The sequence below is a fragment of the Psychromonas sp. KJ10-5 genome (assembly GCF_055808325.1).
In genome coordinates, this window is sequence record NZ_CM147864.1 from 1,488,542 (window position 1) to 1,502,758 (window position 14,217).

The 14,217-nt window shown below is 36.9% G+C and carries 12 protein-coding genes; 10 read left to right on the forward strand and 2 right to left on the reverse strand.

Going from position 1 to position 14,217, the window contains the following annotated elements; all coding sequences use genetic code 11:
• Positions 1–29: 29 nt before the first annotated feature.
• The gene (gene malQ / locus AC0L3W_RS06660; RefSeq protein ID WP_290037793.1) at positions 30–2,237 is read right to left on the reverse strand and encodes a 4-alpha-glucanotransferase; all 2,208 of its coding nucleotides are present in this window, start codon (positions 2,235–2,237) and stop codon (positions 30–32) included.
• A gap of 268 nt (positions 2,238–2,505) precedes the next feature.
• Between malQ and AC0L3W_RS06665 the strand changes: the two genes are divergently transcribed.
• From AC0L3W_RS06665 to AC0L3W_RS06710, 10 genes are all read left to right on the forward strand, one after another.
• Positions 2,506–3,399, forward strand: a complete 894-nt coding sequence (locus tag AC0L3W_RS06665) for a D-hexose-6-phosphate mutarotase (RefSeq protein WP_290037792.1) — start codon at positions 2,506–2,508, stop codon at positions 3,397–3,399.
• A 364-nt stretch (positions 3,400–3,763) separates the two neighbouring features.
• On the forward strand, positions 3,764–4,756 hold the full coding sequence (gap, locus tag AC0L3W_RS06670; RefSeq protein WP_113819511.1) for a type I glyceraldehyde-3-phosphate dehydrogenase: 993 nt from the start codon (positions 3,764–3,766) through the stop codon (positions 4,754–4,756).
• 846 nt (positions 4,757–5,602) lie between these two features.
• Positions 5,603–7,030: an exodeoxyribonuclease I gene (sbcB, locus tag AC0L3W_RS06675; RefSeq protein WP_409439345.1), complete on the forward strand. Its 1,428-nt coding sequence runs from the start codon at positions 5,603–5,605 to the stop codon at positions 7,028–7,030.
• 261 nt (positions 7,031–7,291) lie between these two features.
• Positions 7,292–8,257 carry a cysteine synthase A gene (gene cysK, locus AC0L3W_RS06680; protein WP_290038322.1) on the forward strand — a complete coding sequence of 322 codons (966 nt, stop codon included), beginning with the start codon at positions 7,292–7,294 and terminating at the stop codon, positions 8,255–8,257.
• Between the two features lie 399 nt (positions 8,258–8,656).
• Positions 8,657–8,914 carry an HPr family phosphocarrier protein gene (locus AC0L3W_RS06685; RefSeq protein WP_113818788.1) on the forward strand — a complete coding sequence of 86 codons (258 nt, stop codon included), beginning with the start codon at positions 8,657–8,659 and terminating at the stop codon, positions 8,912–8,914.
• A 49-nt stretch (positions 8,915–8,963) separates the two neighbouring features.
• Positions 8,964–10,685 carry a phosphoenolpyruvate-protein phosphotransferase PtsI gene (gene ptsI, locus AC0L3W_RS06690; RefSeq protein WP_290037787.1) on the forward strand — a complete coding sequence of 574 codons (1,722 nt, stop codon included), beginning with the start codon at positions 8,964–8,966 and terminating at the stop codon, positions 10,683–10,685.
• 68 nt (positions 10,686–10,753) lie between these two features.
• Entirely contained in the window at positions 10,754–11,263 is a 510-nt protein-coding gene (gene crr / locus AC0L3W_RS06695; RefSeq protein ID WP_290037785.1) for a PTS glucose transporter subunit IIA, read from the forward strand.
• Between the two features lie 125 nt (positions 11,264–11,388).
• Positions 11,389–11,739, forward strand: a complete 351-nt coding sequence (locus AC0L3W_RS06700) for an ArsC family reductase (RefSeq protein WP_290037783.1) — start codon at positions 11,389–11,391, stop codon at positions 11,737–11,739.
• A 9-nt stretch (positions 11,740–11,748) separates the two neighbouring features.
• Complete coding sequence (gene dapE, locus AC0L3W_RS06705) at positions 11,749–12,882, forward strand: succinyl-diaminopimelate desuccinylase (protein ID WP_290037782.1); 1,134 nt, start codon at positions 11,749–11,751, stop codon at positions 12,880–12,882.
• Positions 12,879–13,550, forward strand: a complete 672-nt coding sequence (locus AC0L3W_RS06710; protein WP_409439344.1) for a M15 family metallopeptidase — start codon at positions 12,879–12,881, stop codon at positions 13,548–13,550. Before dapE ends, AC0L3W_RS06710 begins: the two co-directional genes overlap by 4 nt.
• A gap of 87 nt (positions 13,551–13,637) precedes the next feature.
• Here AC0L3W_RS06710 and AC0L3W_RS06715 read toward each other — a convergent pair whose 3' ends face one another.
• Positions 13,638–14,120 (reverse strand): YajQ family cyclic di-GMP-binding protein, encoded by a 483-nt coding sequence (locus AC0L3W_RS06715; protein WP_290037777.1) that lies wholly within the window; start codon positions 14,118–14,120, stop codon positions 13,638–13,640.
• Positions 14,121–14,217 lie beyond the last annotated feature (97 nt).

Here is a 14,217-nt window from a genome sequence, read left to right on the forward strand (position 1 = left end):
CTAATCAGAAATTATTTAATCGTTTACTATTAGCGAGACCGTGCTTCTGTCACTTGCTTTAATAATGAGACAATATCTTTATCGGCAAAAAGTGCCTCTAAGTTATGCGATAGTTTACGCTGCCAATTTCGATACTCGTCACTTGTTCCAGGTACATTAACGGGTTGTTCCATCTCTAAAAAGTCTTCTAATTGTAAACTGAGTAGTGACGCACTTCCCCCTGCAAGATGTTGTTGTAATTTGAAACTTAACTGTTTGTCCATGCCGGTATTATTTGCATCATGGTATAGGTCATCTGGAATGGAGTGATGCCCATGTAAACTATTTAAAATTTGTTGTTTGGCATTAACGCGATCACTTAATAACCGTTCAAATACCTCTTGATCTGGGTATAACCCTAACTCACGTCCTAAATAAAGGTCTTCACAATGCCAATAACCTTTAATAGTCGGCATATCATGAGTCGATAACGTCGCCATTGCTTGTTGTATATAATGACTAGGTGAAATAAACCCACCATCAGATGCTTGCTCAAAAAAGAACACTTTGTAGGAATAGACACCAGCTTCTTGCAATAAAGTATCCATCCCTTCTGGCACAGTACCTAAATCTTCACCGATCACTAAGCATTGGTTACGTACGCTTTCTAACGCTAATATATTAAGCATGTCATAGACATTATAATAAACGTAGGCTCCACTATCGGCGGTTTCCCCTTCTGGCACCCACCATAACCTGAGCAAGGCCATCACATGATCAATACGCAGTGCCCCACAATAACTCATATTTGCTTGTAACAAGTCAATAAACGGCTGATAACCCGATTGATAAAGTTGATCCGGAGCCCAAGGTGGTAATCCCCAGCTTTGTCCAAGTGGCCCTAATACGTCAGGTGGCGCACCAATACTAATATTTTCACAGTATAAGTCATGGTTAGCCCAAACATCGCTGGCACTTTTACCAACACCTACTGCCAAATCACGATATAAACCAAGAGACATCCCCAAAGATTGAGCTAATTGATCTGCTTCATCTAATTGCTTCTCTGTGACCCATTGACAATAACACCAGAATAAAATTTCTTGCGCATTATCATCACACCATTGTTGTGTACCGTCACTTGAGAAAGATTGAAATCCTGCCGGCCATGCAGGCCAGCCCCATGCATTTTCATCTTCAGATAAAAATTTAAAACGTAATGCATCATAGGCAGCCTGTTGTTTCAACGCGTCACCTTTCTCCGCAATATATCGTTTAAGAGCATCAAGACGCTTCAACTTTTGTATATTACTGTTGTTCTCTTCACTATTTAATAAGGTTGCAAACAATTCACGCAATGCAGATAGTTTTAATTTTGTGACCTGCTCATAGTCAACCCACTCCGTAGCGCGTAATGCAGATAATGTTGATTGGAATGCATCACCTGCGAATTGCTCTTGCAATGACTCACAATGTTGAAATTCAGGCACAGCGGTAATATCAGTATAAATAATATTTAACCACTGGCGTGAAGAAGGACTATAAGGGCTTGCTTGGTTAGGCTGTGATGGGTTTAATGCATGTATAGGATTTAAACCAATAAAATCTCCGCCATTTTCAGCAGTTTTTTGTAGTAACACTTTTAAATCAGAAAAATCTCCAATCCCCCAGTTTGTTTCACTTTTTAAACAATACAACTGGACACTGGTTCCCCACAGTTTTTTACCTTGTTGGATAACTTCAGGCGTAAAACAACGTTCCGGTGTAATAATTAACGACATCTCTGCGAGCGGTTCGTCATTACCTTCTTCTAATAAGGTTAGACGGTGATAGCCAATATTGAGAGGGACTGCAAGTTCAACTTCATATAGTTGAAACTCGATTTCGTTTATCTCTTTGCTGCCTACCAAAGAGAAATCAGTAGCGGTTATTTGCGTATCAATTTCTAGACCATCTTCAGTGGTAGTTCTGTAAACGAGAGGCTCGGTAACAAAGTCGATAGGTAGATGTACTTCCAGCGCATAACTTTGTGCTTGTTGTACAACCATCACGGGAGCAAGAACCGATAACCAATGTTGTAATTCTTGTTGTTGATAATAGTCCATCAATGCAACTTCATCATCAGCATTAATTCCCATGTGATTAATCAGATTTTTGATTTTGTCTTCGGTAACTGTCGCCGGATTCCCCCATGCATCAACAAAATGCTGGTCTATTCCTTTGAGTTGCATAAATGATTCTAATGCAGGACTATTCATAAAACACCTATCTATATAGTTAACTTACTGTCATATTGACACGTTAAAATGAGTATTTAACTAATGGCGCGGTTTTGCAATGACTTAATCACTCAAATATCCTCATTGCATAAAATATAACTGATAAAGTAAGCACTTTGGATAAATAAATATATAAAAAATTAACTGATAGCAAGAAAACTAGCATTTATTATTTTCAATCAATTTTGCTGGTGAGAAGTTAAATATAATGACTATGCTGTATATTATTCATTACATAGGAAACACTATGATTTCACATTTAAAACTTAAGACAATCAGAACATTAAATGAACATGTAAGTATTAAAGTTGATCAAAATGATTTTGAATTTATCATTTTAAAGCATAAAAAGTTCGATGCAGCCTTTAGTTTACACGGTGCTCATCTTGTCCACTTCCAAGCTAAACAATCAGCCCCTCTCATCTATCTCAGCAAAACCGCTATATTTGATTCAAAGAAAGCAATTCGAGGAGGTGTGCCTATTTGCTGGCCTTGGTTTGGCAGCACACAACAAAGTAAACAGAATGGATTAGCGTCACATGGTTTTGCACGTACCAGTGAATGGACTTTATCAACAATTGATATCACCGATATAGGCATTAATATTGAATTTTCATTAGAATCCAGCCAATACACTAAAACTATCTGGCCTTATGATTTCAATCTGACCTTAAAAGCATCCTTAACTGATCATATTGAATTAACATTAATCACAGAAAACACCGGCGATTCGCCTTTTAACTATAGTGGTGCATTACATACTTACTTACATATCGCAGATCAACGACAATGTTCAGTGACAGGTTTAGCAACAAGCTACACCGATTCATTACAAAATAATCAAGCAAAACAAAGTCACCAAGCACTTAACATCGACCACCCTATTGATTCAATCTATGCTGTCAATGACACTGCGATTGTGGTTAACGATGGCGCTTACCAGCGCACAATAGCAGTGAGTAACGAAGGAAATGATTCTGTTGTCGTGTGGAACCCATGGGTTGAAGGTGCAAAAGCCTTTGCTGATATGCCCGATGATGGTTATCAAACCATGCTTTGTATTGAATCGGCTATCACTGCAGACCCAGGTCAATTAGTGGCGGCTGGTGAAACACACTCTTTAAAAACAGTGATTAAATAGTACAAAACTTTCATAAATTTTAAAAAAAGTTACAAAACACAAACAAAAAAATCTATTTTATGAAATATAGTTATGGAACTGGTTACAGATAGCTATTGACTTAAATAAAAACCTAAAATAGTGCGAGAATTAATAGTTTAATGATGGTTTTTCTTTATTTTATCGAGAATTGCCCTTAATATGCCCTAGTAATTTAATTACTGTGATATTAGTTCAAAAAAACACTAATAGCTGATTAACGAAATAGTGAGCAAGAAAAGTGTTTTTTAGAGCTTATAACTTGACTAACATCAAATCCTAAGTGTCGAAGGCATTTATAATGATGACAAGTTAAAAAAATCAAACATCCATAAGGAAAAATAAAATGACAATTAAAGTAGGTATTAACGGCTTCGGTCGTATCGGCCGTTTCGTATTCCGTGCAGCATGTGAACGTGCTGATGTTGAAGTTGTTGCAATCAATGACTTAATCGACGTTGAATACATGGCTTACATGCTTAAATATGACTCAACTCACGGTCGTTTCAACGGTACTGTTGAAGTTAAAGACGGTAACCTAATCGTAAACGGTAACACAGTACGTGTAACTGCTGAGCGTAACCCTGAAGATCTAAAATGGGACGCAGTTGACGTAGACGTAGTTGCTGAAGCAACTGGTCTTTTCCTTACTGACGAAACAGCTCGTAAGCACATCACTGCAGGCGCGAAAAAAGTTGTTTTAACTGGTCCTTCTGGCGACGTTCCTATGTTCGTTAACGGCGTAAACTTCTCTGAGTACGCTGGTCAAGATATCGTTTCTAACGCTTCTTGTACTACTAACTGTCTTGCTCCTATCGCTAAAGTACTTAACGATAAATGGGGTATTGAATCAGGTCTAATGACGACTGTTCATGCAACTACTGCAACTCAAAAAACTGTTGATGGTCCATCTGTTAAAGATTGGCGCGGCGGTCGTGGTGCTTCTCAAAACATCATCCCATCTTCAACTGGTGCTGCTAAAGCTGTAGGTAAAGTAATTCCTGAGCTAAACGGTCTTCTAACTGGTATGGCTTTCCGTGTACCAACTGCTGACGTTTCTGTTGTTGACTTAACTGTTAACCTAAAAACTGCTGCTACATACGAAGAAATCTGTGCTGAAATGAAACGTGCTTCTGAAAATGAAATGGCTGGCGTTCTTGGTTACACAGACGAAGCTGTTGTTTCTCAAGATTTCATCGGTGAAATCCAAACTTCAGTATTTGATGCTGCTGCTGGTCTTTCTCTAACTGACAAATTCGCTAAAGTTGTATCTTGGTACGACAACGAAATCGGTTACTCAAACAAAGTGTTAGACTTAGTTGCTCTTATCTCTAAATAAGACAAACTACTAAATTTTGTTATCAAGCCTATACTTCGGTATGGGCTTTTTTATATCTAGAGTTTAAGGTTTAAGGTTTAAGGTTTAAGGTTTAAGGTTTAAGGTTTAAGCATGTTATTTTTTCAAAGTAATAACAAAATCGAACTAGATAAAAAATAAAGTACTAAACCTAGTTGCTCTTATTTCTAAATAAGAAAAGAACTAAACACTTTTATAAAAATTACGGTGTTGCAATTATTTTTTGTATCTAGCGCGCTCTGAATCAATAGTAAATAAGTAGTATTAAATCCCTGTCCATTTTTATGTAAACAACCTGTAATTATTTTTGTATATTTTGTTGCCTTGTTGTAACTCAAGTAACATTATGAAGAAGCATGTTAGCTACGAGAGATAAATTTACAATGTATTTTGAGCCATCACATACCTCCAGAAACCTATTATATAAGAGTTCTGCGATTTATTTTCACAACAACAGCACACAATAAAATAACCTTTCATCTCCGACTACTATTTGTTCTTTGATAAAGATAAATTGTAATTATGGATACAGAAAAGCAACAAAATCGATTTATTGCATAACTCGTTCTATGCTCAACAGACTCTAAGCTTACTTGTCATTACAGTTTAAAAACTCGTATTTAAAATAAATAAGCAGTGTTAACTGTCTGGATTAAACAATAAGAATTATGTGGCTGATTAAATTGTCGACATGCTTTTTCAAATAAAACCTAAAGCGCTATTAAATTAATCAATTAAACTTACTTTTCAGTAACATTCATCTCAATTGATTCGCTTTTTAATAGTAAATTCGACACAATATAACGACATTAATTACGGGTAAATATTATGAATCAAGTATCACCAAGCCTATTATGGCATGACTATGAAACCTTCGGATTAAATCCAGGCACAGATCGCCCTTCACAGTTTGCTGGTATTAGAACCGATCTTGATTTGAATATTATTTCAGAACCATATCAATGGTATTGTCGACCACCCAATGATTATTTACCCGCACCTGAAGCTTGCCTTGTAACGGGGATTACTCCGCAATATGCGTTACAACATGGTGAGTTTGAAAACCAATTCATTTTTAATATTTTACAACAGTTCCAGCAGGCTAATACCTGTGTAGTGGGTTATAACAACATTCGTTTTGACGATGAAGTGACTCGGTTTACCTTGTATCGAAATTTTCATGATCCTTACCAAAGAGAATGGCAGAATGGTTGTTCTCGTTGGGACATTATCGATATGGTGCGAGCGTGTTATGCATTGAGGCCGGAAGGTATCGAGTGGGTATTTGATGAAAATGATGCGCCCTCTTTTAAATTAGAGTTATTAACAAAAGCGAACGATATTGTGCATCAACAGGCTCATGATGCGATGTCCGATGTTTATGCCACGATTGCCATGGCTAAATTGATCAAAGAGACACACCCTAAACTTTATGATTACTGTTACAACTTAAGACAAAAAAACAAAGTATTAAATGAATTAAAGCTAGGTTCTTTTGCTCCATTAGTTCATATCTCTGGCATGTTTCCAGCGCTACAAGGTTGTTGCTCATATATTTTACCTATCGCACAGCACCCAACTAATAATAATGCAGTTATTGTTGTTGATTTAAACAAAGATTTATCACAATTATTGTCATTAGATATCGAACAGATTCAATCTTATTTATATACCGCAACCGACAACTTGCCAGAAGGGATTAATCGCCCGCCAATTAAGCTGATTCATATTAATAAATGCCCAATTGTTGCAAGTGCAAAAACCTTAACGGCAGATCGTGCAAAAGAATTAGGAATTGATGCCAAACAATGCAGAGAGTCAATGAATTTATTTCTAGCTAATAAGCAATTGGTAGATAAGCTGACGGCTGTTTTTGATACTGAAGCAAAAAGTACAGGGCAGCAGCAACCTGAACAAAAACTGTATTCAGGCGGTTTTCCTTCAGCAAACGATAAAAAGCAAGCAAAAGAGATCACTCAATTATCGCCACACCAAATCGAATCCTACCAAGTTCACTTTGATGATCCAAACCTAGAGATATTATGGAATCGCTACAAAGCGAGAAACTATCCACAAACGTTAAACAGCGAAGAGCTGCAAAAATGGAATCGTCATAGGGAGGCTTATTTCATCGAAAATGTTGATAACTACATATCACGCTTAGAAATACTCGCAATTGAGCATCAACATAGTGAAGAAAAAATTGCAGTTTTACAAAAGCTCAGTCATTACTTAGAATTTTTAACCAACAATTAACGTTTTCATTTGCGCATATCAAGGTTACTTGTGTGCGCAGATAACTTTATCTGCGTAAACAATCCAGTACCCGATCAGAAATAGCCTGATTCATAAAATAAAATGTAATTTCACTTACTAAACAATTACTTTAAAAGAGAGTGATAATCCAACATATCTCAAAAATCTATATGGTATAACAAAATTTCACTTCCGCATTTTTAAACATTGGATATGCTATAAGCTATCTATAAAAAACACCCAACCAATAGGAACAATATGATGAGTAAGATTTTTAGCGATAATTCACAAGCAATTGGTAACACTCCACTAGTACGTTTGAACAATGTAACTACAGGCAATGTATTTGCAAAAGTTGAAAGTCGTAACCCAAGCTTCAGCGTTAAATGTCGTATTGGTGCAAACATGATTTTAGCAGCAGAAAAAGACGGTACGTTAACTAAAGATGTTGAATTAGTTGAAGCGACAAGTGGTAATACTGGTATCGCACTTGCTTTTGTTGCTGCAGCTCGTGGTTACAAAATCACCTTAACAATGCCAAACACAATGAGTATTGAACGTCGTAAATTATTAAAAGCACTAGGTGCAAACCTTGTGTTAACTGATGGTGCTCTAGGTATGAAAGGCGCAATCAACAAAGCAGAAGAATTAGCACAGTCTGAAACGAAAAAATACCTAGTCTTACGTCAATTCGAAAACCCTGCAAATCCTGAAATCCACGTAGAAACAACTGGCCCAGAAATCTGGAATGATACAGACGGTGAAATTGATGTATTTGTAGCTGGTGTTGGTACCGGTGGTACTATCTCTGGCGTTAGCCGTTACATTAAAGAAATTAAAGGTAAAGCGATTACAAGTGTTGCTGTTGAACCAACAGATTCGCCAGTTATTTCACAAACTTTAGCTGGTGAAGAAGTTAAACCTGGCCCTCACAAAATCCAAGGTATTGGCGCAGGTTTCATCCCTAAAAACTTAGATATGACATTAATTGACCGTGCAGAGCAAGTAAGCAACGAAGATGCAATTGCAATGGCACGTCGTTTAATGGAAGAAGAAGGTATTTTAGCGGGTATTTCTTCAGGTGCAGCAGTTGTTGCAGCAGCACGTTTGGCAGCTGAGCCTGAATACAAAGATAAGAATATCGTGGTTATTTTACCAAGTTCTGGTGAGCGTTACCTATCAACTGCACTTTTCGCAGGTGTATTTGAAGGCGAAAACTTCGCATAATCAAAACCCTAAATAGCTTAAAAAAGGTGCTTTTTAGCACCTTTTTTCATATCTAAATGTTGTAAAAACTTAGGCCTGCTTAAAAAACACCCAAAAACAGCAATAATACATAGTTTTCCCCCTCAAAGCGGAGAAAATCGTTGACCTAGTACCCCATATTTAGGATCATTAAATATGATATTGAACGTTTTAATAACGGTTGCTTAAAGATGAGTGAGCCTAGAGAAAAACTTAATATTTAGTTAATAGCTATTATCAATTTTTTCTTTTATTCCAACCTCTCATTTTTAAAGTTTATACGCTGCATTTTAACAATTTCAATGTCGTTCAATAGCAATTTTTTTTTACATCAATTAAAATTTGCTATCATTACAAATTTAAATTTATTAAGGTGTTACCATGTATCAAAAAACAGTAACTATCACGGCTCCAAACGGTCTTCATACTCGCCCTGCAGCACAATTTGTTAAAGAAGCAAAATCTTTTGCATCTGACATTTCTGTTGAAGTAGGTAGCAAATCTGCAAGTGCAAAAAGTCTTTTCAAACTACAAACTCTTGGTTTAACTCAAGGCACATCAGTGAACATTAAAGCTGAAGGCGCAGACGAGCAAAAAGCTGTTGATACGCTTGTTGAGTTAATGGCAACATTAGTTTAATACATATATCTTTCAATAAGATAAAAATTTAGTAGTTTAAGGATAGGTTATGATATCTGGCATACTGGCATCCCCTGGTATTACGTTTGCAAAAGCATTGTTATTACAAGAAGACGAAATTTCTCTCAATACTGAGAAAGTAAGCGATATTGAGCATGAAATTTCTCGCTTTCTTGATGGCCGAGCAAAAACTTCAGCTCAACTAGAAGTAGTTAAGCAAAAAGCTCTTGAGACATTTGGTGAAGAGAAAGAAGCTATCTTCGAAGGGCATATAATGCTGCTTGAAGATGAAGAGCTTGAAGAAGATATCATCACCTATATCAAGAAAAACAAATGTACAGCAGACTACGCAGTTAACGCAGTAGTTGAAGAAAACGCACAAATGCTACAAGAGTTGGACGATCCTTACTTACGTGAGCGTGCTGCGGACTTCCGTGACATCGGTAATCGTTTATTAAAAAATGTATTAGGCATTGAGATTGTTAATCTTAGTGATATTTCAGAAGAGGTTGTGTTAATTGCAAATGACCTAACACCTTCTGAAACGGCACAAATTAACCTTGATAAAGTATTAGGTTTCATTACTGATATTGGTGGTCGTACTTCACATACTTCGATCATGGCTCGTTCATTAGAAATTCCTGCAATTGTTGGTACTAACGATATTACTCAAAAAGTGCAGAATGGCGATATGGTTATTCTTGATGCTTTAAACAACAAAGTAATCATCAACCCAACAGATGCGCAACTAGAAGAAGCTAAAACGGTTCGTGAAGAGTTCTTACACGAAAAAGCTGAACTAGCTAAATTAAAAGATTTACCTGCAACAACGACTGATGGCCATCAAGTTGAAGTTGGTGCAAACGTGGGCTCTGTAAAAGACACTGACGGTGCTAAGCGCAATGGCGCAGAATGTGTAGGTTTATACCGCACTGAATTCCTATTCATGGACAGAGACCAATTACCAACTGAAGAAGAACAGTTCCTTGCATACAAAGATGTTGTAGAAGCAATGGAAGGTAAAGCTTGTATTATCCGTACGATGGATATCGGTGGTGATAAAGATCTTCCTTACTTAGATCTACCAACTGAATTAAACCCATTCCTAGGATGGCGTGCAATTCGTATCTGTTTTGATCGCCCTGAGATTATGAATCCACAATTACGTGCCCTACTGCGTGCCTCTGCATTTGGTAAGATTCGTATCATGTTCCCAATGATCATTTCAGTTGAAGAGATCCGCAAGTTAAAAGATATCTTAGAAACATTAAAAGTTGAGCTACGAGATGAGAATCTTGCTTTTGATGAAGAGATTGAAATCGGTGTAATGATTGAAACACCAGCAGCTTCAGCAATTGCTCACCACTTAATTAAAGAAGTAGACTTCTTCAGTATTGGTACAAATGATTTAACACAGTACACACTAGCTGTAGACCGTGGAAACGAACTAATTTCTGATCTATACAACCCATTAACACCATCTGTTTTAACTATCATTAAAACAGTTATTGATGCATCTCATGCAGCTGGCAAATGGACAGGTATGTGTGGTGAACTAGCAGGTGATGAACGTGCAACACTATTACTACTTGGTATGGGCTTAGATGAGTTCTCAATGAGTGCAATTTCAATCCCTACGGTTAAGAAAGTTATCCGTAGCACTAGCTTTGAAGATGCAAAAGCGCTAGCTGATAAAGCATTATCAATGGCAACAGCTGCAGAAATAGAAGCCTTAGTTAACGACTTCAATAAAGCTAAAGGTATTAGTTAACTGATTGATAAGTGAGGTGAGCTTGTACTTACCTCCCTTTTTATTTTATTAAATTGGAGTTTAGTTATATGGGTTTTTTTGATTCTTTAAAAAAAGCGGTTAGCGGTAATACACAAACAGCAAATACTATTGATATTATTGCACCTTTATCGGGTGAAATAATTGCTATTGAAGATGTGCCAGATGTTGTTTTTGCTGAAAAAATTGTTGGTGATGGTATTGCTATTCGTCCTACTGGTAACAAAATGGTCGCACCATGTGACGGAGAAATTGGTAAGATTTTCGAAACTAACCATGCATTTTCGTTAGAATCTACGGATGGTATTGAACTATTCGTACACTTTGGTATCGATACTGTTGAGTTAAAAGGCGAAGGTTTCACGCGTATTGCTCAAGAAGGACAGAAAGTAAAAGCAGGTGATACTATCATCGAATTTGATCTAGCTTTATTAACCGAAAAAGCAAAATCTATTTTAACGCCTGTTGTTATTTCTAACATGGATGAAATTAAAGAGTTACAGAAAATGTCAGGCACTGTTGAAGTGGCGTCTGACCCTGTACTTAAAATCGTTAAATAATCATAACTATCCTTCGATAAAAAAGTCGCTTTTGCGGCTTTTTTCATTTTAGCCCTACCTTGTTCTTAACTTCTCTTTCTTGTTACAATCATTTATCTTTTTATTTCACATTAGAAGCATTCTTAATGACAACAACTATGTACGGTATCCCTAATTGCGATACCATAAAAAAAGCACAGAAATGGCTAAAAGAAAACGATATTGCATTCACTTTTCATGATTACCGCAAAGATGGGTTAGATGACACACTATTAACTCAATTTTACACAGTGACTTCATGGGATGAGCTATTAAATAAACGCAGTACCAGTTACCGCGCACTAACAGATCAGCAAAAAGAAAACCTTGGTGAACATACCGTAAGTGCTCTTTTCATTGAGTCACCTACTTTAATTAAACGCCCTCTTATTATTCATAATGGTAAAGCCATTGTTGGATTTAATGCCAAAAACTATCAATCTTTTTTTGCTGTATAAGGAAATACAATGAGCAATTCACCAGTCGTATCGTTATTAGAAGATTTAATCAGTCGTCGCTCTGTTACTCCGGAAGACGCTGGATGCCAAGCCCTACTTATCTCACGTTTAGAAAAACTGGGTTTTGTTTGTGAAACAATGGAATTTGAAGATACATTAAACCTATGGGCAAGAAGAGGCACTGAAGCTCCTTTGTTTTGTTTTGCTGGACATACCGACGTAGTGCCACCAGGGCCAGAAGAAAAATGGAATACACCACCATTTGAACCAACAATTATCGATGGCATGTTATATGGTCGTGGTGCCGCTGACATGAAAAGTGGTATCGCTTGCTTCATGTTAGGTTTAGAAGCATTTATCGAAGAACATCAAGATCATAAAGGGTCTATTGCCCTGTTAATTACCAGTGATGAAGAAGGTCCTTTTATCAACGGTACAACACGTGTGATAGATGTTTTAGAAGCGCGTAATGAAAAAATTGATTACTGTATAGTTGGTGAACCATCAAGTACTAGCCATGTTGGCGACATTATAAAAAATGGCCGTCGAGGTTCATTAACTGCAGACATTACCGTTAAAGGTACACAAGGACATGTTGCCTATCCGCACCTTGTTAACAATCCGATTCATTTAGCTTCTCCTGCTTTAGCAGAATTAGTACAAACTGAATGGGATAAAGGCAATCAGTATTTCCCTGCAACTAGTTTTCAAATTACTAATTTCAATTCTGGTACCGGTGCGAGCAATGTTGTACCCGGGGATGCAGTTGTACAATGTAACTTCCGTTATTCAACAGAGCTAACAGCTGAAATGTTAACTGAAAAAGTGGAAGGTATTTTGAATAAGGCTGGCTTTGAATACGATATTAAGTGGACTTATAACGGCCAACCTTTTATCACTGAGCCAGGCTCATTAACTGATGCTGTTGCTCAAGCTATTTTAGCGACAAACGGCATCACTACAGAGCTTTCGACCAGTGGTGGTACTTCTGATGCGCGCTTTATTGCTCCAACAGGTGCTCAAGTAGTTGAATTAGGCCCCATTAATGCAACGATTCATAAAGTAAACGAATCAACAGATATTGCACAGTTAGATGAATTAGTCGATATCTTTAAGTTAACACTGAAAAACTTACTAGTATGAACCGACTTGAATTGACAGGTCAATCGCAAACTCATTTAGTTGAGTTTGCACCTAACAGGTTACTGCATAAGCAAGTAATAGCAGACTTTACTGGGTTACAGAACAGTGCTAAAAATGCAGGCTTTACCTTGCATATTGCTAGTGCATTCCGTAGTTTTGAGCGTCAATTACAAATATGGAATAATAAGTATTCAGGTATCACGGCTATTTTAGATAAACAAGAAAAGCCTATTGATATCAAATCTGTGGATGAGTTAGATAAGCTTTACCACCTACTACATTGGTCAGCTCTACCAGGTGCCAGTCGGCATCATTGGGGAACCGATATCGATGTATACGACCCAAGCTTATTACCGCAAGGTCAGTCACTACAGCTGAAAAAAAATGAATACTTAAATGGTGGATATTTTAGTGAATTAACCGATTGGTTAAGTGAGAATATGCAGAAATTTGGCTTCTATCGCCCTTACCAGAAAGATCAAGGCGGCGTTGCGGAAGAACCATGGCATTTAAGCTATTTCCCAATTTCTGAAACTTGCTTAGTTCAATTAGACCTAGATTTAATTCGGGACACAATCCAATCTCATGATATTTTAGGTAAAACGTTGATCCAACAAGAGCTAGTTAATATCTATCAACAGTATGTGTGTAACTTAACACCCAGATAAATATTGAGTTTTCTTAAAAAACAAAAAGCCAAGGTATAGAATTATCTGTACCTTGGCTTTATTTAACTACAAGAGTAATAGTAAAACTTAATCTTTAAAGTTATTAAACTGGAAACCCATTCCTAAATCGCACTCTTTCACTAAGCGCATAGCTTGTTGAAGGTCATCGCGTTTTTTACCCGTCACACGCAATTGATCACCTTGAATCGATACTTGTACTTTCATTTTGCTATCTTTAATATGTTTCACTAATTTCTTAGCCGTTGGTTGATCTACACCAACTTTAAACTTAACATTTTGAGACCAAAACTTACCAGACTGCTCATATTTATCAGGATCCATAGAGCGAGTATCAACACCACGTTTTACTAAGTTCGCACGTAACATATCGCGTAATGCATTAATTTGCATCTCAGCTTCCGCTTCTAGCTTAACCACTTCTTTATTCAATGTAATGGATGCTTTTACGCCGCGAAAGTCATAACGTGTACCAAGTTCACGACTGGTATTATCCACGGCATTTTTAACTTCTACTAAATCAATTTCTGATACAATATCAAATGAAGGCATCTTTATTCCTTTTTAAAACTATAAAATATTCTAGGGTGTGAATTTACCAGAAAATGCAGCAATCATCTATTACTAAGCATCACGATAGAGGGCCTAT